Genomic DNA, 1,327 nt, shown 5'->3' with positions numbered 1-1,327 from the left:
TTTGGATAAGAGACGCGAAGAACTGTTTGAGATCGGCCGTGGTTAATGTGTCAGGAACGCGATCGAAATGAGCGGTGATCCGACGAACCGCACGAGAATAGGCATCAATAGTTGCAGGGCGTTTACCTTGCAGTTTTAGATTGGTAAGGTGTTGTTCATAAAGGGCGTTGTAGCGTTCTAAGTCGGTGGAATTCATAAGTTACTCCTGTCAAAGACCATCAGGGTGATGGTGTGACAAGAGTATGGCTTGTACTCGTTTTACTCTGCCGCGCAGCGGCTTCGTTCAACAAACTGCTCAAGAGGGATTCGCAACGCGTGGCATTTTTACTATGCGTTGATTTTTGTGATTTAGGTGGTTTGCGGCGGCTTCAGTATTGCGTTGCTCACCCCTTAGCAGGGCGTTAGGTTAAAAGAGGAGTTAAACATTGAGTGAAGGAAATTCTGTGGTTAATTTAGGTGATATATCTAAGCCGGCTACTGTTCTGATTGAAAAAATATCTAATGCTGTAGGTATACTGTATGAGCCGAGAAAAATCAAAAAGCTGGCTAAAACCAATGCTGAAGCTGACAAAATAAAGCTATTGGCTCAGTTAGAACTTTCAGACATAGAGCAGACAGAGAGTTATAACTCAAGAAGCTAAGAAGCAGCAGAATATTGAGAGTATAACCGCACAGGCGATTCAAGAATTGCCTGATGATTCTAATACCGAAGCTCTAGAGGAAGATTGGGTAGCTCATTTCTTCTCTAAATGTGAAAATGTATCTGACTCAGAAATGCAGTCATTATGGTCCAAGTTGTTGTCCAAAGAGGCTAATAAGCCCGGAACTTTCTCTAAACGGACGGTTGATTTTGTCGCATCTATGGATAAGAAAGATGCAAAAATGTTCACAGACCTTTGCCAGTTCGTAGGGTTTCATGGTAACTGTATCCCGCTGATATTTGACGTGAATGCTGATGTTTATAATGAAGTAGGTGTGAACTTTTCTAACTTAAAGCACCTTGATGCAATAGGGTTAATTTCGTTTGAGCCAACAGCAGGATATGTTAGAAGAAAACTTGGACAGGATGAACGATTTCATTACTACGGTAAGCCTACCGATTTATACCTCAAGCAACAGCAAGACAACCAAATTAATTTGGGGACGGCACTTTTAACCCAGACTGGTCATGAACTTGTAAATGTTTGTGGATCCAAGCCAAATGCCGCATTTTATGATTACGTAATAAAGCAATGGTTTGAAGCTGGTATTGTAACCTCTAGCCCTATAACCTAACAAATAAGGATTAAGGTGTTGCGTAGCCAACACTAAATCCCAAGTGTTGAAC

3 protein-coding genes are annotated in these 1,327 nt (G+C 41.6%); 2 read left to right on the top strand and 1 reads right to left on the bottom strand.

Annotated features, from left to right (window positions below):
* A partial coding sequence (locus ACED28_RS23235) for a phage integrase N-terminal SAM-like domain-containing protein (RefSeq protein ID WP_371710859.1) occupies positions 1-196 on the bottom strand: 196 nt, incomplete at its 3' end.
* Between the two features lie 229 nt (positions 197-425).
* Here ACED28_RS23235 and ACED28_RS23230 point away from each other — a divergent pair.
* Both ACED28_RS23230 and ACED28_RS23225 read left to right on the top strand, forming a co-directional pair.
* Positions 426-641 carry a hypothetical protein gene (locus tag ACED28_RS23230; RefSeq protein WP_371710858.1) on the top strand — a complete coding sequence of 72 codons (216 nt, stop codon included), beginning with the start codon at positions 426-428 and terminating at the stop codon, positions 639-641.
* Entirely contained in the window at positions 625-1,275 is a 651-nt protein-coding gene (locus ACED28_RS23225) for a DUF2806 domain-containing protein (protein ID WP_371710860.1), read from the top strand. The genes ACED28_RS23230 and ACED28_RS23225 overlap by 17 nt, the downstream gene beginning before the upstream one ends.
* The last annotated feature ends 52 nt before the right edge of the window (positions 1,276-1,327 follow it).

It is taken from the genome of Vibrio sp. 1F253 (assembly GCF_041439295.1).
GTDB classification, from domain to species: domain Bacteria; phylum Pseudomonadota; class Gammaproteobacteria; order Enterobacterales; family Vibrionaceae; genus Vibrio; species Vibrio tasmaniensis_A.
Note: the sequence above shows the minus strand (reverse complement) of the source record. Positions and strands in the feature narration are given on the sequence as shown.